The 20956-nt window shown below is 75.2% G+C and carries 20 protein-coding genes; 9 read left to right on the top strand and 11 right to left on the bottom strand.

Annotation, left to right across the window (positions count from 1 at the left end; all coding sequences use genetic code 11):
- The first annotated feature begins 215 nt into the window (after positions 1 to 215).
- The gene (locus AB0C17_RS25825) at positions 216 to 608 is read left to right on the top strand and encodes a hypothetical protein (protein ID WP_357480861.1); all 393 of its coding nucleotides are present in this window, start codon (positions 216 to 218) and stop codon (positions 606 to 608) included.
- A gap of 480 nt (positions 609 to 1088) precedes the next feature.
- Here AB0C17_RS25825 and AB0C17_RS25820 read toward each other — a convergent pair whose 3' ends face one another.
- The 8 genes from AB0C17_RS25820 to AB0C17_RS25785 form a co-directional block, all read right to left on the bottom strand.
- Entirely contained in the window at positions 1089 to 1571 is a 483-nt protein-coding gene (locus AB0C17_RS25820; protein ID WP_260028717.1) for a phage tail protein, read from the bottom strand.
- A gap of 1 nt (position 1572) precedes the next feature.
- Positions 1573 to 2820, bottom strand: coding sequence for a phage tail sheath subtilisin-like domain-containing protein (locus AB0C17_RS25815; protein ID WP_357480857.1), 1248 nt, complete (start codon positions 2818 to 2820; stop codon positions 1573 to 1575).
- Positions 2821 to 2836: 16 nt separating this feature from the next.
- On the bottom strand, positions 2837 to 3517 hold the full coding sequence (locus tag AB0C17_RS25810; RefSeq protein WP_357473776.1) for a carboxypeptidase-like regulatory domain-containing protein: 681 nt from the start codon (positions 3515 to 3517) through the stop codon (positions 2837 to 2839).
- Entirely contained in the window at positions 3514 to 4122 is a 609-nt protein-coding gene (locus tag AB0C17_RS25805; protein WP_357387804.1) for a glycine zipper family protein, read from the bottom strand. The genes AB0C17_RS25810 and AB0C17_RS25805 overlap by 4 nt, the downstream gene beginning before the upstream one ends.
- 13 nt (positions 4123 to 4135) lie before the next feature.
- The gene (locus AB0C17_RS25800; RefSeq protein ID WP_357387802.1) at positions 4136 to 4480 is read right to left on the bottom strand and encodes a hypothetical protein; all 345 of its coding nucleotides are present in this window, start codon (positions 4478 to 4480) and stop codon (positions 4136 to 4138) included.
- 139 nt (positions 4481 to 4619) lie between these two features.
- Positions 4620 to 5519 carry a DUF3153 domain-containing protein gene (locus AB0C17_RS25795; RefSeq protein ID WP_357480854.1) on the bottom strand — a complete coding sequence of 300 codons (900 nt, stop codon included), beginning with the start codon at positions 5517 to 5519 and terminating at the stop codon, positions 4620 to 4622.
- Between the two features lie 154 nt (positions 5520 to 5673).
- A complete protein-coding gene (locus AB0C17_RS25790) occupies positions 5674 to 6147 on the bottom strand; it encodes a nitroreductase/quinone reductase family protein (RefSeq protein WP_357387798.1) in 474 nt (157 codons plus the stop codon).
- A gap of 359 nt (positions 6148 to 6506) precedes the next feature.
- Positions 6507 to 7496, bottom strand: coding sequence for a LacI family DNA-binding transcriptional regulator (locus AB0C17_RS25785; protein WP_357480851.1), 990 nt, complete (start codon positions 7494 to 7496; stop codon positions 6507 to 6509).
- 118 nt (positions 7497 to 7614) lie between these two features.
- Here AB0C17_RS25785 and AB0C17_RS25780 point away from each other — a divergent pair, with 118 nt between their 5' ends.
- Together AB0C17_RS25780 and AB0C17_RS25775 are read left to right on the top strand one after the other, a co-directional pair.
- Complete coding sequence (locus AB0C17_RS25780; RefSeq protein WP_357480849.1) at positions 7615 to 8904, top strand: MFS transporter; 1290 nt, start codon at positions 7615 to 7617, stop codon at positions 8902 to 8904.
- Positions 8905 to 8992: 88 nt separating this feature from the next.
- The gene (locus tag AB0C17_RS25775; RefSeq protein WP_357480846.1) at positions 8993 to 9325 is read left to right on the top strand and encodes a hypothetical protein; all 333 of its coding nucleotides are present in this window, start codon (positions 8993 to 8995) and stop codon (positions 9323 to 9325) included.
- Between the two features lie 9 nt (positions 9326 to 9334).
- Here AB0C17_RS25775 and AB0C17_RS25770 read toward each other — a convergent pair whose 3' ends face one another.
- Positions 9335 to 9697 (bottom strand): CrcB family protein, encoded by a 363-nt coding sequence (locus tag AB0C17_RS25770; protein WP_357480843.1) that lies wholly within the window; start codon positions 9695 to 9697, stop codon positions 9335 to 9337.
- A complete protein-coding gene (locus AB0C17_RS25765) occupies positions 9694 to 10176 on the bottom strand; it encodes a CrcB family protein (protein ID WP_357387786.1) in 483 nt (160 codons plus the stop codon). Before AB0C17_RS25765 ends, AB0C17_RS25770 begins: the two co-directional genes overlap by 4 nt.
- Before the next feature lie 227 nt (positions 10177 to 10403).
- Between AB0C17_RS25765 and paaK the strand changes: the two genes are divergently transcribed.
- Both paaK and paaI read left to right on the top strand, forming a co-directional pair.
- Positions 10404 to 11711, top strand: coding sequence for a phenylacetate--CoA ligase PaaK (gene paaK / locus AB0C17_RS25760; protein ID WP_357480840.1), 1308 nt, complete (start codon positions 10404 to 10406; stop codon positions 11709 to 11711).
- Position 11712: 1 nt separating this feature from the next.
- Complete coding sequence (gene paaI / locus AB0C17_RS25755) at positions 11713 to 12111, top strand: hydroxyphenylacetyl-CoA thioesterase PaaI (protein WP_357387782.1); 399 nt, start codon at positions 11713 to 11715, stop codon at positions 12109 to 12111.
- A gap of 74 nt (positions 12112 to 12185) precedes the next feature.
- Here the strand turns inward: paaI and AB0C17_RS25750 are convergent, their stop codons facing one another.
- A complete protein-coding gene (locus AB0C17_RS25750; protein ID WP_357480837.1) occupies positions 12186 to 14153 on the bottom strand; it encodes an adenylate/guanylate cyclase domain-containing protein in 1968 nt (655 codons plus the stop codon).
- 268 nt (positions 14154 to 14421) lie between these two features.
- On the opposite strand from AB0C17_RS25750, the gene AB0C17_RS25745 reads away from it, so the two are divergent.
- The 4 genes from AB0C17_RS25745 to AB0C17_RS25730 all read left to right on the top strand — a co-directional run bounded on the left by AB0C17_RS25745 (position 14422) and on the right by AB0C17_RS25730 (position 20931).
- Positions 14422 to 17361: an AAA family ATPase gene (locus tag AB0C17_RS25745; RefSeq protein WP_357480834.1), complete on the top strand. Its 2940-nt coding sequence runs from the start codon at positions 14422 to 14424 to the stop codon at positions 17359 to 17361.
- Between the two features lie 114 nt (positions 17362 to 17475).
- The gene (locus AB0C17_RS25740; RefSeq protein WP_357387776.1) at positions 17476 to 18246 is read left to right on the top strand and encodes a DUF5995 family protein; all 771 of its coding nucleotides are present in this window, start codon (positions 17476 to 17478) and stop codon (positions 18244 to 18246) included.
- A gap of 96 nt (positions 18247 to 18342) precedes the next feature.
- The gene (locus AB0C17_RS25735; RefSeq protein ID WP_357480831.1) at positions 18343 to 18780 is read left to right on the top strand and encodes a hypothetical protein; all 438 of its coding nucleotides are present in this window, start codon (positions 18343 to 18345) and stop codon (positions 18778 to 18780) included.
- A gap of 63 nt (positions 18781 to 18843) precedes the next feature.
- Positions 18844 to 20931, top strand: a complete 2088-nt coding sequence (locus tag AB0C17_RS25730; RefSeq protein ID WP_357480828.1) for an amino acid transporter — start codon at positions 18844 to 18846, stop codon at positions 20929 to 20931.
- The last annotated feature ends 25 nt before the right edge of the window (positions 20932 to 20956 follow it).

Here is a 20956-nt window from a genome sequence, read left to right as displayed (position 1 = left end):
CGTCCCGGCTGGGCGACGGGCTCGTCCCGGCGACCACATTCCGGTCCCGTCCGGCCGGCACCGGGTTCCGGAGTACGTCCCCCCGATCCGCGCGCAGGTCGGGTCGCCGCTCGGGCGGTGGCGGCCGGTTCGATTCGCGGGACGTCACGCCGACGGTGTCCCAGCTTTCGGCGAGATGAGCGGGCCCGCCAGTGTCGGTGGGCGGATCCGGCTCGGTGGGCCGACCGGTGCCGCCGTTCTCGCCAGCGCCGCCGCTCGCGCCGATCACGCGCCGCGCGCCGTTCGCGTTGATCGCACCGGTCATGCTGCTCGCGCCGATCACGCGCCGCGCGCCGTTCGCGCCGTTCCCGCCGCGTCCACCCGTGGTGGTGGGCCTGGGGGCGCGGGTCACCGTCGGCCTGCGGGTCGAGGACGCGCCGCTGGCGTCAGTCGTGCGTGTGGTGACGGTCGTGCCGGTGGCGCTCGGTGATCCAGTCCTGTCGGAGATGCTCGCCGTTCCCGTCAGCTCCGGCGCCCCTTCCGGACCGCCCGACTCGGTCACGTCCCGGCCTGCACGCCCGCCCGCGAGCGATCCGGTATCCCACGCCCGCGCCGCACTGTCCGAGTAGGACCCGGTGTCCGCCGCCGCTGCGGAGGTCACCGCCCCGCCCGCTTCCCGCCCCGCACCCGCCCACGTTGACGCCGCTCCACGCCAGGGCGGTTCCGCGCCGCGCCCTCGCTCCGCTCTCCCACTTCCCGAGACCTCTGTCCCACCTTCCAGGACCTCCGGAAGATCTTGGTAGGAAACGGCCCCTATAGGGGCCCTTTCGTACCAAGATCTCGACGGTCCGTTGCGGGAGGCGGTGAGTCGGTTGATCAGCCGTGTCGTCCAAGCCGGCCAGCGGCGTGCCTGAACCCGCCCGTCGGCGGGCGGGGGAGGGGCGGCGGGCGGAGGTAGGTCGCGCAGGAGGCCGGGGGCGTGCGCTGCCACGAGGCGCCGCCAGTGCTCGGGCGGCTGGCCGGGAGGACGTGGCGCGTCGTCCGTCGACGACGGCGAGTCGGGACCGGACAGGCGATCGGCGGTGGCCCGCAGCGCGCGGGCCAGCCGGTCACGCGGACGCCGGGGCGGCGGCACCGCCGGCCTCCAGCTCCAGGCCCTCGTACGCCAGGGTCAGCGCCTCGATGGCGATCTCCTGCGACAGCGTGTTCAGGTGCGCACCCCGCCACCGGGTCGGCCACGCGTTGATCATGTTCCAGCGCAGCACCTCGGCGGTGCCGGCCGGGTCCAGCAGCACCACCGACACGTTGCGCCGGTTGACGGTGCCCTTCGCCGCCGCGTTCACCCAGTCCCACAGCTCGCGTGAGCTGGTCAGGCCGAAGTGGAGGGTGACCGGGGCGTACTCGACCTGGCCGGGCACGGCGCGGATGCGCTCGTTGCCCGCCTCCCGGTACGACAGCGCCGGTATCGCCACCTCGAAGCCGCTGACCTCGGTGAAGTGCCCGTTGGTGATGCCGTTGATGAGCAGCTTGAAGTGGTACGCCCGGTACGGGTCGACCGGTGCGCCCGGCTGCGGCGTGGCAGTGGTGGGCATGTCAGCCTCCGATCGTCTCGGTCTCGGTGCCGCCGGCCCACTGGCTCAGCTTGAACACCACGAACTCCGCGGGCTTGACCACGGCGATGCCGATGTGGGCCACCACCATGCCGGCGTCGCGGACGTCGGCCGGGTTGGTCTCCTCGTCGCACTTGACGAAGAACGCCTCCTCGGGCGTACGGCCGAGCAGTGCGCCGTCGCGCCACACCCGGGTGAGGAACGCGCCGATGTCGCGGCGGATCGAGCGCCACAGCGTGAAGTCGTTCGGCTCGAACACCATCCACCGGGTGCCGCCCGCGATGGCCTGCTCGATGGAGATGGACAGCCGCCGCACGTTCAGGTAGCGCCACTCGCTCGCTTCGGCGGCGAGCGTCCGGGCGCCCCACAGCCGGATGCCCTCCCCGGCGAAGAACCGGATCACGTTGACGCCCTTGGGGTTGAGCACGTCGTGCTCCGGCCGGGTCACCCGGTACGCGAGGTCGACGGCCCCGCGTACCGGCTCGTTCGCCGGCGCCTTGTGCACGCCGCGCAGCGCGTCGGTGCGGGCCCAGATGCCCGCCACGTGCCCGCTCGGCGGAGTGAGCACCAGGTCGCCGCTGAGCGGGTCGCGGACCCGGATCCACGGGAAGTAGAAGGTGGCGAAGTCCGACTGCCGGGGGCGGTCGCCACCGGTGCCGGGCGGTTCGGCGTCGGCGTCGCCCGGCGTACCCTCGGCGGGTTTGTCGGCCGACGCGGCCGACGCGGGCTTGGGCGGCTTGCCCGGCGTGGCGACCCGGGTGAGCCGGGAGACGTCGGTGACCTCCGGCGGCGGGTCGCAGATCGCCACCATGGTGCGCAGCCGCTCGGCCATGCTGATCAGGGCCTCGTGCGAGACCGCATCGTGGTAGCCGGGCGCAGCCAGTATGGAGATCTCGTCGATGGCCTCCAGCAGTTGCAGGCCGCCGCGCCGCCCGCCGGTGCCGGTGAGCTGCCCGCTCTCGCCGACGTTCACCACCCAGCAGCGGGTGCCGCCGTTGTCCAGGAAGCCGAACACGGCGCGGGCCAGCGGGGTGCTCTCCAGGTGCTCGCCGTCGGCGTAGAGCCGCAGGAACTCGGTCCAGCTGTTCACCGCCAGCGCCTCGCCGACGTGGGCGCCGGGATCGGGCGCGACCCCGACGAACGCGGCGGTGCTCATGCCGACCGGCCCGATCGGGCGGGCCCCGCTGGGCACCTCCTCGACGTAGATGCCGGGGGAGAAGTAGGTGGGCATCGGTCCTCCTCGGACGTCAGTCGGGGGCGCGGACGACGATCAGGCCGTCGCCGGCCGGGTCGAGCTCGGCGGTGTGGACGCGCCCCGCGCCGATGAGCCGGATCCGCACCGGGGCGTCCGGCGCGTCGGGGTCGTGCGGCACGCCGGCCAGCCGGAACCGGCCGGCGGTGTCGGTCTCGGTGGCCTGGGCGGCGCCCACCAGCTCCACCCGGACGGCGGCGAGCGGCTGGTCCCGCGGACCGACCACCCGTCCGTGCAGCGTGCGCATGCCGAGCTGCCGCAGCCGCAGCGGCTGGCGTACCGGCGGCGCGACCGGAACCGGCCGCTCCACCCGGGCCGGCGCGTCCAGCAGCAGCGCGGGCCGGGGTGCCACGCCCAGCGCGCGCCACAGCGCCGGGTCGCCGGCGGCGAGCACCAGCTCCGGCCGGCCCGCCGTGGTGGCGGCGGCGAGCACCCGGTCCAGCGCGGCCAGCGCCGCCGACCCGCCGCCCGCCACCAGCAGGCGGACCACGAACCGGTACGGCTCGCGCGTCGCGCCGCCGGTCGCGGTCTGCCGGGCCGGCCGCAGCTCCAGCGGCCAGAGGGTGAGGCCGCCGCCGGGGTCGTCACGTGGCGGACCGACGGGTACGGGTTCGCCCACCGCCCCGGCCAGCCACTGCGCGACGTCCGCGACGGCCGCCTCGATCGCGCCGGTCATCGCGGTGGCGTCCCCTGGATCCGGTACGCGATGGCCTCGTTCCACACGTGCGGGTAGACGCCGATCTCGAAGTAGCGGGTGAACCTGTTTATCGGCGCGTTGGTGTGGTCGTGCCAGAGCAGCCACACCGGGGCGATGGTGAACAGCGCGTAGTTGAGCGCCACCAGCGGCAGGTAGAACGGGCCGAGCAGCCGGGCCTGGAACACGTGCACGTCCTCGTGCCGCTGGATGCCGGGGCTGGACCCGGCGCACACGGTGCCGATCGTGGTCGCGTACCGGGGGGAGACGCCCTCGACCACGTTGACCCGGCCGCTGCCGGCCGAGACGATCCGGTCGAGCTGGTGGCCGAAGACCAGGTGCAGCGCCAGGTAGAGCGCCCCGGCGAACGTGTTGAGCAGGCTCCAGGTGTGGTCGACCACGAAGAGGAAGATCCCCTTCGGATCGGCGGCGTACGTGCCGGCGGAGGCGGACGCCCAGCCGAACGGTGCGCCGACGAGCAGGCCGACGACCGCGCCGGCCAGCAGGCCGACGGTGCCGGCGGCGAGTTGCCCGAGTACGGCGCCGAAGACGACCTGGACGGCCGCGCTGAGGATGCCGAAGATCATGGGGTCACCTCTCTCAGACCCAGGAGCGGACGAAGCGGGGCTCGCGGCCCTGGGCGAGCTGGGTCGGCGACGCCTGCGTCGCCTGCCGGTTGCCAGGGGGGAGCTGGTTGACGCCGAGCGCGGCCGAGAAGATCACCAGACCGTTGAAGAAGGCGATGATCCACTTCTCCGGGCCGGCGTCGTCGGCGAACGCGGCGGTCAGGTAGGACAGCAGGAGCGCGAAGCCCAGCGCGATCCACTTGCGCGCCTTGTCGCCGCTCGGCCCGATCAGCCCGCCGATGACGTTCGTGGCGAGCAGGGTGGCGGCGCTGGCGCCGGTGAGGCTGCCCAGGGCGGCCCAGGTGAAGAGATCGTTCACGGCGATCCCCCTCTTTCCGATGGTGCGGTGGTGCGGCCGGGGTGGAGTGGTGCGGCGGCGTTCCGGGTCACGTGATCCAGGGTCCGCCCGGTGTGGTGGTGGGCCGCCGGCGCGGGCGCCGTCGGTGGTCGGTGCGGGCTCAGGCCGGTGGGCCGGCGGGTCGAGTCGGTGCGTCGGGCGCGGCCGGGGTGCCGGTGGTGGCCGGGGCGGGGCCGACGGGCGCGCCCGGGCCGGTGGAGGCACCCGGGCCGGGAGCGGCGCCGGGGGTGTGGGCCGGGCCGGTGGCGCCCGGGTCGGTGGTGGCCGTCGCGTCCGGCCCGCGGTGGGAGCGCCGTCGCCGCATCAGCAGCACGAGCGCCACGCCGACGACCAGCAGCAGGACGATCACGGCGCCGGCGACCGCCAGCCACGGGAAGGAGCCGTTCCCGGTCACCACGGCGGCCGGGCTGGTGGCGGGCGGCGGGGGCGCCTGGGCGACGGCGCGCAACTCGGCCGGCTTGGGCTGGTTGGCGACCACCTTCCAGGTGACCGAGCGTCCGGTGACCGTGCCGTTCGTGTCGAGCACCCGGCCGGGGAACGTCACCGAGATCTCGAACTCCATCAAGGTCATGAACGCCTGTTGCTGACGCGGATCCTGCTGCCCGACCTTTCCGCCGTATTTCTTCGGGTCCAGGGGGAGCGAGAAGCGATACAGATCGTCGTCCCGAACAAGATTCACGCTTTCGCTCGTGAATTGCGCCAGTGGCGTTTTCCGGTACGCGATCTGAATGCCGTACGAGGTGGCGTCCTCGTACCGGGTCTCCGCTCCGGGCGGAAGTGAGGGAATGTTCGGCCGCAGTTCGGCGAACGCCACCGCCGGATCCGGGTTGCGCTGCTTGAGCACAGACTTCGGCGCGGTGAGCAGGAGCTGGCCGGAGACCGTGTCGTCGTCGTTCACGGTCAGCCCGAGGTTGAGCTGCATGCAGCCGCTCAATATCGCCACGAGGGCGAGACACGCCGCGAGACCGAATGTGCGGCGGCGGCGGAGTCTCGTATTCATGCGCTCAGTGTGAGCTGGTGCGGGCCGCCGGGCAGTCCGTGATCGGTCGCCGTTCTGTCGCCGATCTTACCGGCTCCCTCTCCCATTCGGACGACCCCGGAAACGCGAGCGATCGATATTCTGAAAGATTGTCGCGGCGCCGGTTCGCCGGGGGTCACCGCGCCGGGGGCTGCTCCGGGACGATCCGGAACACCGGGATGCCGGCGGCGACCCGGGCGAAGTCGGCGAGCGGGGCGTGCCGGTCCACCGGCGCGTGCGCCCGGGCGCCGGGGGCGAGCGCGAGGTGCCGGCGCAGGATCTCCGGCCGCTGCGCCACCGGCACCTCGACCAGCCGGACCGGCTCGCGGCGGCGACGGCGCAGCACCACCCGCCCGTGCGCGGCGCGTGCGTTCGCCACCCAGTTGGCCCGCTCGCCGAGCATCGACACGACGTACCGCTCGCCGTCGTGATCGGCGACCACTATCGGCACCGACACGGTCCGGCCGGTGCGTCGGCCGGGCACCTCCATGGTCACCCAGTGCCGCGGCGCGAGCCCGGCGCCGTACTGCCACGCCGACAGCGCGTTGAGCATCCGGGCCAGCCGGTTCGGCCGGCGACCCCGGTACATCCACGTCATGAGTCCGCCCACCGGAACCCCTCCTTCTCCCGTATCCATTGACCGGCGGGCGTGCGGCGACGGCCAGGGCCGACCGGCCCGAACGCGTCCACCGGTGGGGACCGCCCGGCCGCAGGATGGGTTACGCGGACCGGAGGGAAGCGATGACACCGACCGCGAGCCGGGCCGCGACGGCGCTCCGGCAGGCGGCCGGGCGGCTACGGCACGGCTGACGGCCCGTACTCCAGGACACGCTGGCGGCGACGGTCGCCTGGATCATCGCCACCCGGCTCGCCGGGCACCCGCTGCCGTTCTTCGCGCCCGCCGCCGCCCGGAACGTGCTGACCCAGGCCCGGCCCGGCACGCCGACGCCGCCGGGCACTGACCGGCGCTCAGGCGCTCTCCCGGGTGACGAGCGTCGACGGGAACGCGGTGCTCGGCGCGACCGGCGCCCGGGTCAGCACGGCGGTGGCCGCCGCCGCGGCGATCCGGTCGACCGGGTGGGTGGCGGTGGTCAGCGGCGGACTGCTCATCGCCGCGTACGGCAGGTCGTCGAACCCGGCCACCGCCACGTCGTGCGGCACCCGCACACCGCGCCCGCGCAACGCGGCGATCACGCCGAACGCGGTGGCGTCACTGGCCGCGTAGACCGCGTCGGCGTCCGGCCACCGGCGCAGCGCCGCAAGCGCCGCCCAGCCGCCCCGCGCCGCGGTGAAGTCGCCGGTGACCAGCCGCTCCGGAGACCCGGACTCCCGCATCAGCTCCCGGTACGTGGTGACCGAGCGCTCGGCGCAGACCAGCCAGCGCGGCCCGGTGACCATGACTATGCGGCGCCGGCCGGTGGCGTACAGGTGGCGCAGCACCTCGCCCGCGCCACCGGCGTTGTCGACGTCGAACGAGGGCACCGTCGCCGAGCCCTGGCCGATCGAGACGACCCGGCCGCGCAGTCTCGGCGGCACCGCGTCCAGCGCGGCCTGGGTCGTGTTGACCAGGATGACCCCGCACACGCCCCGGTCCGCGCCGAGCCGGGCCAGCCCCGACGGGTCGGCCAGCGGCAGCCACTCCAGTGCCACGCCGACGCCGTGCGGCGCGCACTCCCGCGACGCCGCGCCCACCACCCGGTGCACGTACGGGTCGTCCAGCACCGTCTCGTCGCGGCCCACCACCGCCACCACCAGGCGTACCCCGGCGCCGCGCACCAGCGCCCGGGCCGCGAGGTCCGGCACGTAGTCGAGGCGCTCGGCGGCGGCGTGCACCCGGGCCCGGGCCTGCGCCGAGGTGAACCCGTAGCCACCGAGCACCCGGGAGGCGGTGGCCCGGGACACCCCGGCGTCGCGGGCGACGTCTTCGAGCGTGGCGGGACGTGCGGTCGGCGTACCCATGTCCGCATCATGCCCGCTCCGGCGTGGATGGGCGAAGCCTTAACGGCGCTTGTGGTGGAAGCGCTCTCAGGTGTGCGATCGTCGTCGGGAACCAGACGGGGGAAGGGACCACCGCACCGTGAGCAGCACCATCGACGCACCGGCCGGGAAGCGGCCACCGGCGCCCCGGGCGGTGCTGAGCGCCCGCAACGGCGTGGCCGTCGTCTTCGCCCTCAACGGGCTCGCGGTGGCGAGCTGGTTCTCCCGGGTCCCGGCGGCCCGGGAGGTGCTCGACCTGAGCCCGAGCCGGCTCGGGCTGCTGCTGCTCTGCGTGTCGGCGGGCTCGCTGCTGGCCATGCCGACCGCCGGTCTGGTGACCCAGCGGCTCGGCCCGGCCCGCACCGTGACCGTGTCGGTGGTGCTCGTCGCGCTCGGCCTGACCGGCGCCGGTCTCGCCGCCGGTATCGCCGGGTCGGTCGTCGGCGTCGGGCTGGGGCTCGCCGCGTTCGGTTTCGGCTCCGGCCTGTGCGACGTGGCCATGAACGTCGAGGGCGCCGCCGTGGAGAAGCGCCTCGGCTACACCATCCTGCCCCGGTTCCACGCCGCCTGGAGCCTCGGCTCGGTGGCCGGGGCCGGGCTCGGCGCCGGCGCCGCGCACTTCGGCGTGCCCGTCGGGGTGCACCTGCCGGTCCTGTCCGTGCTGGTCCTGGGTGGCACGCTGCTCGGCGCCCGGGCCTTCCTCGCGGCCACGGCCGAGGCGGCCGGGGCCGGGGAGCCGGCGGCCCGGCGGCGGGCGCTGCTGGCCGCCTGGCGCGAGCCCCGCACCCTGCTGGTCGGGCTGCTCGTGCTGGTCATGGCGTTCACCGAGGGCAGCGCCAACGACTGGCTCGCGGTGGCGTTCGTCGACGGGTACGGGGTCGACGAGGCGGTCGGCGCCGCGGTGTTCGGCGTGTTCGTGGTGGGCATGACGCTCGGCCGCACCGTCGGCACCGTCGCCATCGACAGGTGGGGGCGGGTGCCGGTGCTGTTCACCACCATCGCGATGGCGTCCGCCGGCGCGGCGCTGGCCGTGCTGGCCGGTAACGGCCCTCTCGCCGTGGCCGGCGTGGCGCTGTGGGGCCTCGGCGCGTCACTCGGCTTCCCGGTCGGGATGAGCGCCGTCGCCGACGACGAGGACAGGGCCCCGGCCCGGGTGAGCGTGGTCGCGGTGATCGGCTACACCGCCTTCCTCGCCGGCCCGCCGCTGCTCGGCTTCCTCGGCGACCACTTCGGCGTGCTGCCCGCGCTCGGCGTGGTGCCGCTGCTCCTGCTGCCCACGCTCGCGCTGGTGCCGGTGCTGCGGGAGCGCCCCGCCGCGCCGGACGCGGCGGCCGGCACATCGGGGGCCGGCACGCCGGGAGTCGGCAGCCCGGGCGTGAAGGCCGGCTGAGCCGGCCCAGCCGACTCCCACCGCGCTCCCAGCCGGCTGCCAGGCGGGCGTGCTGCACTGGGGCGAACGCCGAGGAGAGGAGGCGGGCATGGGCTGGTTCAGCCGCCGGGCCGCCGACCCGACGACGCCCACGAAGCTCGACCGCGAGGCGACCAAGGAGGACCTCGCGCAGTTGGAGGCGTTCGTCACCAGCCGCAGCGGGGTCGAGTTCTACCTGGAACCGGAGACCACGGCCACCGACACGACAGTGGTCGCCATCGCGCACGACGGCGAGTGGATCCGCCGCCGTACCGGCTCGCCCCGGGTCGCCGCCAAGATCGCCCAGAAGCACGCGCTGCCGCTCTACGAGGCGGCCCGTACCGGCTATCCGGAGCGCATGCGGGCGTGGAACCGGGCGCACCCGGAGCGCCGGGCCCGCTGACGCGCGGGCTCAACCGCCCAGCGCGGTGACGACCGAGTAGCCGAGGAACGCCGCGCCCAGGCCCGCGGCCACACTGAGCGCCACATTCGCGTACGCGAGGCGGCGCTCACCGGTGCGGGCCAGGCGCAGCGTCTCGTAGCTGAGCGTGGACCAGGTGGTCAGCGCGCCGCAGAAGCCGGTGCCGACGAGCGCCGTCACGCCCGGGTCGACGGGTGCCGCGAGCAGGCCGCCGAGCAGCAGCGACCCGGCGACGTTGACGGTCAGCGTGCCCCACGGGAACGGCGAGCCGTGCCGGGCCTGCACCGCCCGGTCGGTGAGGTAGCGCAGCGGGGCGCCGATCGCCGCGCCGAGCGCGATCAGCAGGACGGTCACCCTGCCCTCCCGTGCCGGGCGGCCAGGAGCCGGGCGGTCACCGCGTCCCCGGCCGCGACCGCCGCCAGCGCGCCGAGCACAGTCGCGGCCAGGTAGGCGCCCGCCGTACCGGCCGCGCCGCCGGTCAGCAGCCGCTGCGCGTCGACCGCGTACGCGGAGAACGTGGTGAACCCGCCGAGCACGCCGACGCCGAGGAACGGCCGGGTCAGCGGATGGGCCGGGCGGGCGGCGAGCACCGCCATCAGCACGCCGATGAGCAGGCAGCCGGTGACGTTGACGGCGAACGTGGCCCACGGGAAGCCGCCGGGCGGGTGCGGCACGGCGGCTTGGGCGCCGGCCCGGGCCAGCGCGCCGAGCACGCCACCGGCGGCGATCACGCCGAGCGCCACCGCCGGGTGCGCGGACAGTTCCGCGCGGTCCGCCGGTACGCGCAGGTCGACGTCCGGATCGACCCGGGGATCCGACACAACACCTCCCACCAGCACCCGAGAGCATAACCCCGCCTCTCGCCCCCGGCCCTCGCCCGGCCCCCGCCCGGCCCTCCGCGATCTTGCACTTTGCGCCCCGGCACATTGCGCGAAAAGGACACCCGAGGGGCGGCAAGTGCAAGATCGCGGGGGAGCGCGGCGGGGCAGGGGTGGCGGGCGTACGGTGGGCGCAGCGCCCGGCGCGCGGCGTCCGGGGCCCGTCGTGCCAGGAGGTCACCGTGGAGGAGCGCACGCCCCGTCCGGAGGAGCTGGATCCCGTCGAGCGGATCGGCGTCGACGAGCTGCGCGCGCTGCAACTGGACCGGCTGCGGCACTCGCTGCGCCACGCGTACGACAACGTGCCGCACTACCGGCGCGCGTTCGACGCGCTCGGCGCGCACCCGGACGACCTGCGTGAGCTGGCCGACCTGGCCCGCTTCCCGTTCACCGCGAAGGCGGAGCTGCGGGAGAACTACCCGTACGGCATGTTCGCGGTGCCCCGCGAGCGGATCGCCCGGCTGCACGCCTCCTCCGGCACCACCGGCCGTCCCACAGTGGTCGGCTACACCCGCGCCGACCTGGACACCTGGGCGAAGCTGATGGCCCGCTCGATCCGTGCCGCCGGGGGCCGCCGCGGCGACCGCGTGCACGTCGCGTACGGCTACGGGCTGTTCACCGGCGGGCTCGGCGCGCACTACGGCGCCGAGGAGCTGGGCTGCACCGTCGTCCCGGTCTCCGGCGGCATGACCGAGCGCCAGGTCATGCTGATCCGCGACCTCGAACCGGAGGTCGTCATGGTGACCCCGAGCTACATGCTCGCCATCGTCGACGAGATGGAACGCCAGGGCGTCGACCCGCGCGCCACCTCGCTGCGGGTGGGGATCTTCGGCGCCGAGCCGTGGACCGAGGACATGCGCCGGGAGCTGGAGACCCGCCTGGACATGCACGCGCTGGACATCTACGGCCTGTCCGAGGTGATGGGTCCGGGCGTGGCGGTCGAGTGCGTGGAGACCAAGGACGGTCTGCACCTGTGGGAGGACCACTTCTACCCGGAGATCATCGACCCGGTCACCGGCCGGGTGCTGCCCGACGGGGAACGGGGTGAGCTGGTGCTGACCTCGCTGACGAAGGAGGCGATGCCGGTGGTCCGCTACCGCACCCGCGACCTGACCCGCCTGCTGCCCGGCACCGCCCGCCCGATGCGGCGCATCGAGAAGATCACCGGGCGGACCGACGACATGATGATCGTCCGAGGGGTGAACGTCTTCCCGACCCAGATCGAGGAGCTGATCCTGCGTACCCCGGCGCTGTCGCCGCACTTCCAGTGCCTGCTCGACCGGCGGGGGCGGCTCGACACGCTCACCGTCCACGTGGAGCGGCGCGCGGGCGCCGCCGCCGACGAGGCCGAGCGGGCCGGCGCGATGCTGGTCGAGCAGGTCAAGAACACCATCGGGGTGTCGGTGGCGGTACGGGTGATCGAACCGGACGGGGTGGAACGGTCGATGGGCAAGATGCGCCGCATCGTCGACCAGCGACGGGAGTCCTGAGATGGCCGGCCGTACCGCGGCGCACGACATGTTCGACGCCGACGTGGCGTCCAAGGGGCTCGGCATCGAACTCGTGTCGGCCGGCGACGGCGCGGCGGTGGCCCGGATGCGGGTCACCGCGACGATGCTCAACGGGCACGCGATCGGGCACGGCGGCTTCGTGTTCCTGCTCGCCGACACCGCGTTCGCGCTGGCCTGCAACAGCCACGGCCCGGCGACCGTGGCGGCCGGCGGCGAGATCAGCTTCCTGCGCCCGGTGCGCGAGGGCGACCTGCTGGAGGCGTACGCCACCGAACGCGTCCGGCACGGCCGCAGCGGCATCTACGACGTGACGGTACGGCGCGGCGACGAGGTGGTGGCCGAGTTCCGGGGACGCAGCCGCACCATCGCCCGCGACTGACCCCGGACCGGCCGGCCGCCCGGTGACGTCCGGGCCGGAGTGGCCCCGTGCCCGCTCCGAACCGGACGTCACGCTCATGCGGCCAGCCCGAGCGGGCGCCCGCCGGGCTCGTTCCCTCGCCGGTTCCCGCCCGGCCGTCCGGGTGGTCCGGTCCGCTGCTCCGGCCACGCCGTGACCGCCGGGCCGGGCCACCGACCGGGCGTGACCTCGGATCGCGGGACGTCGCGCCACCCCTGCCGCTCCGCGGCACCCGGGACGGTCCCCGTGACGGGCCCGGCGCGCACCGGCTGCGCGGGCACCGCCCGGAGCGCGTCGGCCTGATCCAGCCGGTTCGGCGGGACGGGCGCCGGTCGGGCCCCTCCACCCGACCGGCGCGACCGTCCCGCCCCGAGCGGGCAGACGCCCCGCTCGTCGGCGTCCCGGGACGGGACGCCGGTTACCGCTCCCGGCCCGCGGCCGGCAGCGGAGTCCTCAGTGGCGCGCAGGCGGCGGGCGAAGTCCGCCCGTACCGCACGGGACAGCCGCAGCGCGGCCACCCGCGCCACCAGCGCGTCGACCGCCCAGCCGCCCGCCGGGACCGGGCGGACCAGTCCGGCCGCGGCCAGCGCCCGCAGCACCGGCTCGGCCCGGCCGGCGGGCCAGCCGAGCATCGCCTCCACCGCGTCGGCCCCGACCGGGCCGCCGCGGGCGGTCCCGGCCAGCAGCACCGCCCGGTGTGTGCCGTCGAGCCGGTCCAGCCGGGCGTCCACCAGCCGGCGCGCGGCGGCGGGCACGCCGCCGGGCTCGCCCGCCGGATCCGTGCCCGCGTACGCGGACGCGACCGCCGGGTTGCCGCCGACCAGCGGAATCAGGCGTGCGGCGAGCGCGGCCGGCCGCCCGGCCCGGTCGAGCAGGTGCCGCAGCAGCCGACCGGTGTCCAGCGGCCCGAGCGGCTCCAGCGGGATCCGCCGGGCCGGGGCGGGCAGCGGGTCGGCCGAGCCGGTGCCGCTGGTGGTGACGACCGCCAGTGGCAGCCCGCGTTCACCCGCCGCCACGTGGAGCTGGTGCAGGAACCGGCGCAGCGCCGGTGCGGCCCGGTCCAGGTCGTCCAGCGCGACCAGCACCGGCGCGTCGGCGGCCAGGCCGAGCAGCGTCTCGCGGCAGGCCACCACGGCGCGGGCCGCCACCGCGTCGTCGTCCGGCGCGGCCAGGAACGCGGCGAGCACACCGCCCGGCCCGTCCGCGACAGTGCCGTCCGGCCGGGGACGGACCAGGTCGGCCAGGGGCGCCAGTTCCCCGCACGGGTACGGCGGGCAGGACGTCACCCGCCGGAGCACCGGCACGCCGTCCACGCTCGACACGGCACCGGTCACCTCGTGCAGCAGCCGGCTGCGGCCGCTGCCCGGCGGTCCGACCAGGGAGATCCACCGGGGACGGCGGTCACGCAGCGCCCGGGTGACCTCGTCGACCGCGCTCGCCAGCTCGCGGCGGCGGCCCACGAGCGGGTCGCGGTGCCGGGGCGGCCTGCTACCGGCAGTCCCGGTCACCCGCCACACGTCCAGCGGAAGCGCCTTGCCGGCGAGTGTCAGCGTGGCCAGTGGACGCTGCTCGACCAGGCCGGCCACCGCGTTCCGGGTGACCGGGCAGAGCACGACCCCGCCCGGCGGCGCGTGCTCCTGCAGGCGGGCCGCCGTGGTGATCACCGCGCCGCTCGCCGCACCGTGGCCGCCGTCGCGGACCTCGGCCAGGTCCAGCAGCACCTCGCCGGTCGCCACGCCGACCCGCACGCGCAGCCGGACGCCGGCCGGGCTCCGCCGCGCCAGCGCGGCCTGGATGTCCAGCCCGGCCCGCACCGCCCGGTACGCGTCCAGACCGTCCGAACCGGACGCGCCGAACAACGCCATCACCGCGTCGCCGACGTACTTCTCCACCACGCCCCGCCAGCGGCGCAGCACCGAGGCCACGGTGCCGAAGTAGGCGCGCTGCAACGCCCGTACGTCCTCCGGGTCGAGCCGCTCGACCAGCCGCGTCGAGCCCACGATGTCGACGAAGAGGACGGTCACGACACGTCGTTCCTCGGGCACCGGCCGGCACGCCGCGATGACGGCTTTCCGACTCCACACGGGCGTGGTGATCGACATCGCACCCACCCTTTCCCCGGACTCCGGTACCTGACGACCACCGCAGACTTCCACCACCGGGTTCTCGGGGGATCTGTAGGACGACGTATGTCGGGCACGCGCAACCATTAGTCGTGTAGTCGACGCGAGAGGTACCAGTCCGGGCCCACGGCCGTAGAACCGCGCGGGAGCGGTGACTAGGCTGCGTCCCATGGCCGGCGACCTGGACACCGCACCGCTCGTCGGCCGTACCGGCACCATGGCGACGCTGCGGTCGGCGCTGCACGACGACCTGCGGCCCGGGCAGACCGGCGCGGTGTTCCTCACCGGAGAGAGCGGGGTGGGCAAGACCCGCCTGCTGACCGAGGTCGGCGAGCAGCTCCGGCAGGCCGGGGCGGTGGTGCTCACCGGCGCCTGCCTCGACATCGGAGACGCCTCGCCGCTGCACCCGGTACGCCAGGCGCTGCGCCGGCTCGACGCCGAGCAGGCCGAGGCGCGCACCACCGCGGCGATCCGCGGGGTGTTGCAGGTCTTCGACGAGGAGACCCCCGGCCCGGACGGCGCCGGGGCGCTGCTGGAACGCGTCGCCCAGGGCCTGCACCTGGTGGCCGGCGGACGGCCGCTGGTGCTCGTCCTCGACGATCTGCAGTGGGTCGACCGCAGCACCCGGCAGCTCGTCCTCTACCTGCTGGCCGGGCTGGGCGACCTGCAGCTGTCGGTGCTGGCCGCGATCCGGGCCGAGTCGCTGCGCGGCGCGCATCCGCTGCGCCGGGTGCTCACCGAGCTGCGCCGGCTGCGGTCGGTGCGGGTGATCGACCTGCTGCCGCTGGACCGGCCCGCCACCGAGGAGCTGGCCGCCGCGGTCGTCGGCGCGCCGCTGCCGCCGGAGGCCGCCGACCAGCTCTGGCAGCGCAGCGGCGGCAATCCGTTCGTGGCGGAGGAGCTGGCCCGCGACCGGCGCGACGGCCGCGACGGTCTCTCCGACACGCTGCGCGAGGTCTTCCTCGACCGGGTCGACGCGCTGCCCCAGCCCGCGCACGCGGTGGTGCACGCGGTGGCGGTGGGCGTCGAGCCGGTCGAGCACTGGCTGCTGGCCCAGGTGGTGCGGCTGCCCGAGGAGGAGCTGCTCGACGCGGTCCGGGAGGCGGTCGCGCACCGCCTGCTGGTCGGCGCCGACGACGGCTACCGGCTGCGGCACCGGCTGGTCGCCGAGGTCCTGGCCCACGAGCTGCTGCCCGCCGAGCGGGCCGCGCTGCACCGCCGCTACGCCGAGGCCCTCACCGCCGTGCCGGCCGAGCTGCACCAGGCCCGGCTGGCGCACCACTGGCGGCACGCCGGCGAGCCGGCCCGGGCGCTGCCCGCCGCGATGGCCGCGGCCCGCGAGGCGGAACGGCTGCACGGGTACGCCGAGGCGCACCGCCACTGGTCGGCCGCGCTGACCCTGGCCACCGAGCCGCCCGCGGTCACGCCCGACGGGGCCCTGCCGGAGCCGGTCGAGGTGGACCGGGCCGAGCTGCTCAGCCACGCCGCCGAGGCCGCGCACCACAGCGGAGAGCACGCCCGCGCCCTGACGCTGCTGGAGGAGCTGGCCGACGACCCGTCCGGGCCACCGGTCTGCGCGCTGCGCATCCGCCGGGCCCGTTACCTGGCCGCGGCCGGCCGGTCGGCCCCGGCCGAGCAGGAGTACCGGCTGGTGCTGGCCTCGCCCGACTGCACGCCGCAGGAGCGGTGCACCGCCGCCGCCCGGCTGGCCGAGCTGCTGCTGCACCTGGGCCGCTACGCCGAGGCCGGCGACCGGGCCCGGGAGGCGCTGGCGCTCGCCGCCGACGTGCCCGGCACCACCTCCGAGGTGGTGATGGCCAGCGCCGCACTCGGGTTCAGCGAGGCGTTCCTGGAGGATCCGGCGGCCGGGCTGGCGGTGATGCGCCAGGCGCTGGAGACCGCCGAGTCCGCCGGCCGTCCGGAGGACGTGGCCTGCGCGTACCTGCACCTGGCCGAGCTGCTCACCGGGCCGCTGAACATCCTCGAGGAGGGGGTGGTGGTGGCCCGCCGGGGCGCCGACCGGGTCGCCGAGCTGGGGCTCGGCCGCACCTGGGAGACCCGGCTGCTGGCGGTGGCGACGAACGGGCTGTTCCGGGTGGGGCAGTGGGCGGAGGCGGAGAAGGTGGTCGCCGCCGCGCTGCGGCACCGTCCCTCCGGGGCGGACGCGGTCGAGCTGCTGCTGGCCCGGTGCCGGCTCTCCGTCGGGTACGGCGACGTCGAGGCGTCCGACCGCGACCTGGAGGCGGTCGCCACGGTGCTGGCCGGTGGCGGCGCCCGGCACGTGCTGCCGATGCTCATCCTGCGTGCCGGCCTGGCCATGTGGCAGGGCCGGCACGACCTGGCCCGGCAGGCGGTGCAGCGGGGCCTGACCGAGAGCCGGTCCGACGACGTGATCGTGCTGGCCACGCTGGCCTGGCACGGGCTGCGCGCGGAGGCCGAGGCGGCGGCCGGCCGCACGATCGAGGTGGACCCGAACGCGGTACGCCGGCTACGCGCCGCGGTCGACCGGGTGACAGGCAAGAGCGCCGAGGCGGGTGCGCCGGTGCGGTACGTGGCCGAGGGGTTCCTGGCGCTCTGCCACGCCGAGCTGAGCCGGCTCGACGACGGGCGCGGCGATCCCGTGCTGTGGGAGCGCTCCGCCGCCGAGTGGGACCGGCGCAACCACCCCTATCCGGCCGCGTACTCCCGGTTGCGGCAGGCCGAGGCGCTGCTGGCCCGACGCAGCCGCCTGGCCACCGCCGGCAACCTGCTGCGTGCGGCGTACACGACGGCCCAGTCGCTCGGCGCGGTGCCGCTGACCGCGGAGATCCGTACCATCGCCTCGCGGGCCCGGGTGGCGGTGGACGCCGCGCCGGAGGCGGCGCCGGTGCCCCGGCAGCGGGCGGCGGCGCCCGCCGGGCCGGCGGTGGACGAGCTGGCGACGCTCACCCCGCGGGAGCGGGAGGTGCTCGCCGCGGTGGCCGAGGGGCTGACCAACCGGGAGATCGGCCAGCGGCTGTTCATCAGCGAGCGGACCATCGGCGTCCACGTCTCGCACATCTTCGACAAGCTCCAGGTACGCACGCGGGTGCAGGCCAGCGCCATCTTCCTGCGCAACGGCGCGGAATAGGCGTACGCCGGCAATACGTCGTTCGACGGATCCCCCTGTGGACGGTGGCTGGCAGGCTGTCCGGCGGAACAGGGGTGGTGGCGTCGTGGGGGCGTCGGCCGTTGTGGAGGAGAGATGACCGAACCGGTCTGGGGTCCTGTGCACCAGGACATCGTCGGCCTGCTCGCCGACCATCCCGCCGACGTGCCCGCGGTCGTGGACCATCTGACCAAGTTGCAGGATCTGCTGGTCCGGCTGCCGCCGTTGCAGGAGAGCTGCCCGCTCGCCGACTTCAACAAGCTCTACCTGGTGATCACCAGTACGGTGCTCGACGGCCTGTACGACGACCGGTTCCGCGACCCGGCCTTCCTGGCGCGGCTGGACGTGGAGTTCGCGGCCCGCTACTTCGAGGCGCTGCGGTTCTGGACCGACTCCAGCCCGAGCACCCCGAAGGCGTGGTCCTGCCTGTTCCGGCGGATGCGGGGCCCGGACGCCCGGCCGCTGCCGTCGGCCGCCGCGGGCGTCAACGCGCACATCAACTACGACCTGCCGTTCGCGCTGGTGACCACGTTCGACAGCCTGGAGTCCGAGCCGATCGACGCCAGCGACCAGCACCGCGACTACCTGGAGATCAACAAGATCTTCGCCGAGCGGATCCCGGAGCTGCGCCGCGGCTACCTGGACAACTGGCAGCTCATGATCGACATGGTGAACGGCGACATCGACGACTGGTACCAGGGCGAACTGGTGGAGTACACCCGGAACGTGGCCTGGCGCAACGCGCAGAAGATCTGGCGCTGCCGGCACGACCCGGAGGCCCGCGAGTGTGAGCGGACGCGGCTGGACGACAACGCCGCGCTGCTCGGCCGGCTGCTGCTGTCGCCCCTCGGGGCGTTCCTGCAGTAGCCGGGACGGGGGGTTCCCGCGTCCCGCCGTCCGGGCGCGGGGCGCGGGAACGCCGCCCGCGGGTGTCGGGGCCGCCGCACCGGGTACGTCGCCGCCGTGCCACCAGACGAACAGGCCGGCCCCGCTGCGGTCCCGCCGGGCCCGGCCCGCCGCTTCCCGTTCCGCTTCGACCCGGCGTTCCGGCTGCCGCTGGCGCTGCTCGGTGTCCGGCCCGCCACGGCCTGGCTCGACTGGGGCCCGGACGCGCTCGTCGTCCGGTTCGGCCCGTGGCTGCTGCGCACCACACCGGGCAACGTGGCCGGGGCCGAGCTGACCGGGCCGTACCGCTGGTGGCGGGCGATCGGCCCGCACCTGTCGCTGGCCGACGGCGGGGTGACCTTCGGCGCCAGCCTGGCCGGCGGGCTCTGCCTGCGCTTCGCCGAGCCGGTGCCGGCGTTGGCCCCCGGCTCCTGGCTGCGGCACCCGGCGGTCACCGTGACGGTGGCCGACCCGGCGGCGGTGCGCGACGCCCTGGCCGGCGGACCGGATCTTTGACCGGTTCGGCCGGGCCGCGCCCGGGACACCCCCTACCGTCTTCATAGGGACGAAGGGGAGCAGATGGGGCAGGCGGGGGAGCCGGAACAGCCCCGGCGTACGCGGAACCGGCGCCGGGAGGCGCACGCGGCCGCGGCGGCCCGGGCCGGGCGACACGGCGACCACGCCGGCCGCACCGTGCCGGAACTGCCGGAACGGGTGGCGGCCCCGGCGCGGCCGGCGGCCCCGGCGGGACGGCTGCACAGGTGGTTGTTCGCGCACCGCGTCGAGCCGGTCGGCCCGGAGGTCGGCGAGCACCAGACCCGGTCCCACCCGTGGTGGCAGGTGATGTGCCTGACCGGCGTCGACTACTTCTCCACGCTGTCCTACCTGCCCGGCATCGCCGCCGTGGCGGCCGGCGCGCTCAGCCCGCTGGCCACGCTGCTGATCGTGGCGCTGACCCTGCTCGGGATGCTGCCGATGTACCGCCGGGTGGCCCGGGAGAGCCCGCACGGGCAGGGCTCGGTGGCCATGCTGGAGCGGCTGCTGCCGTTCTGGCGCGGCAAGGTCTTCGTGCTGGTGCTGCTCGGCTTCGTCGCCACCTCGTGGATCATCACGATCACGCTGTCCGCCGCCGACGCCAGCGTGCACCTGCTGGAGAACCCGGTCCTGCCCGCGTCGTTCCCGCACGGCGGCGCGGCGGCGGTGCTGGTCACGGTGGTGCTGCTGCTCGTGCTCGGCGGCGTGTTCCTGCTCGGGTTCAGCGAGGCCGTGCAGGTCGCCATCCCGCTCGTGGTGGCGTTCCTGACGCTGAACGCGGTGGTGGTGGTCGCCGGGGTGGCCGAGGTGGCCGCCGATCCGGGCCTGCTCGGCGACTGGACCGGCCGGCTGGCGCACACCGGCGGGCCCGGCGACGTCCTGGTCACGAGCGTGCTCGCGTTCCCGCTGCTGGTGCTCGGCCTGTCCGGCTTCGAGACCGGGGTGAGCATGATGCCGCTGGTGCGCGGCGAGGGCGACGACCCGCGGCGGCGGCTGGACGCCCGGATCCGCAACACCCGAAGGCTGCTCACCGCCGCCGCGCTGATCATGTCGGTCTACCTGATCGCCACCACGTTCGTCACCACGGTGCTGATCCCGCCCGGGGCGTTCGCCCCCGGCGGGCCGGCGAACGGGCGGGCGCTGGCGTTCCTCGCCCACGAGCACCTCGGCGAGGCGTTCGGCACCGTGTACGACATCAGCAGCGTGCTCATCCTCTGGTTCGCCGGGGCGTCGGCGATGGCCGGGCTGATCAACATCGTGCCCCGCTACCTGCCGTCGTACGGCATGGCGCCGGAGTGGGGACGGGCGGTGCGCCCGGTGGTGCTGGTATACACCGCGATCAGCGTCGCCATCACGATCGCCTTCTCCGCCGACGTGAACGCCCAGGCCGGCGCGTACGCCACCGGCATCCTCGCGATGATGGTCTCCGGCGCGATAGCGGTCACCATCGCGGCGTGGCGGGCTCGCGGCCGCGCGGCCGCTGCCGGGTTCGCGCTGCTCACCGCCGTGCTGCTGTACGCGCTTGTGGAGAACGTGGTGGAGAAGCCGGACGGGATCACCATCTCCGGTTTCTTCATCGCCGGGATCATCGCGGTGTCGCTGATCTCCCGGGTCACCCGCACCACCGAGCTGCGCGCCGAGCGGATCGAGTTCGACGAGGCGGCCCGCCGCTTCGTCGACGAGTCGGTCGCCCGGGACGGGCGGCTGCACCTGATCGCCCACAAGCGGCAGAGCGGGTCGGTCAAGGAGTACCGGGTCAAGGAACGGGCGCAGCGGTCGATGAACCCGGTGCCCGGCGCCGCCGACGTGCTGTTCCTGGAGATCGACGTGAGCGACCCGTCCCAGTTCAGCCAGGTGCTGCGGGTGCGCGGGGTGGAATCCGGCGGCTACCGGATCCTGCGCGCCAGCAGCCCGGCCGCGCCGAACGCGATAGCCGCGATCCTGCTGGCCCTGCGCGACGCCACCGGCGTACGCCCGCACTGTCACTTCGAGTGGTCGGAGGGCAATCCGATCGCGCATCTGCTGCGTTATCTCATCCTCGGCCGGGGCGACACCCCGCCGGTGGTGCGGGAGATCATCCGCAAGTCCGAGCCGGACCCGACACGCCGCCCCGGCATCCACGTCGGCGGCTGAGGCGCGGGGGACCGGCCCGGCGGCG

Source organism: Micromonospora sp. NPDC048887 (genome assembly GCF_040649715.1).
Lineage (GTDB): Bacteria > Actinomycetota > Actinomycetes > Mycobacteriales > Micromonosporaceae > Micromonospora.
Note: the sequence above shows the minus strand (reverse complement) of the source record. Positions and strands in the feature narration are given on the sequence as shown.